Below are 570 nucleotides of genomic sequence, written 5' to 3'. Positions count from 1 at the left end.
GTGAGCCGGATGGTCCAGAACGCTTCGTTCCAGGCCAGGATGATGTTGAGCAGCATGGTCGAGGCGATGCCCGGCACCGCCATCGGCGTCAGCACATAGAGGATCTCGCCCCACAGCGTGGCGCCGTCCATGCGCGCCGCCTCCAGGATCTCGCCCGGGATTTCGCGGAAATAGGTGTAGAGCATCCAGATGACGATCGGCAGGTTGATCAGCATCAGCATCACCGTCATGCCGATGCGGCTGTCGAGGAGGCCGAGATTGCGGAAGATCAGGTAGATCGGAAACAGCACCGCCACCGCCGGCATCATCTTGGTGGAGAGCATCCACATCAGGACGTCCTTGGTGCGCTTGGTCGGTGAGAACGCCATCGACCAGGCGGCCGGGATGGCGACCACCAGGGCCAGCACCGTCGAGCCCAGCGCCAGGATCACCGAGTTCATGAACGGCTTGAAGTAGTTGTACTGCGACTGGACTTCCGCATAGCTCTCCAGCGTGCCCGACGGGATCAGGCTGAAGCCCTGGATCGCCTCCTGCTCCGACTTGAAGGAGGTGATGATGGTGTAGAGGATC

General features: G+C 61.8%; 1 protein-coding gene. It reads right to left on the bottom strand.

What is annotated here, in order from left to right:
* Positions 1–570: carbohydrate ABC transporter permease (locus tag DNK89_RS23820; RefSeq protein WP_110962018.1), on the bottom strand; the 570-nt coding region annotated here is incomplete at both ends.

It is taken from the genome of Acidovorax sp. ST3 (assembly GCF_003231145.1).
Taxonomy (GTDB): Bacteria; Pseudomonadota; Gammaproteobacteria; order Burkholderiales; family Burkholderiaceae_C; genus Acidovorax.
The sequence above is the reverse complement of the archived record's forward strand: the minus strand, read 5'-3'. Positions and strand labels throughout refer to the sequence as shown.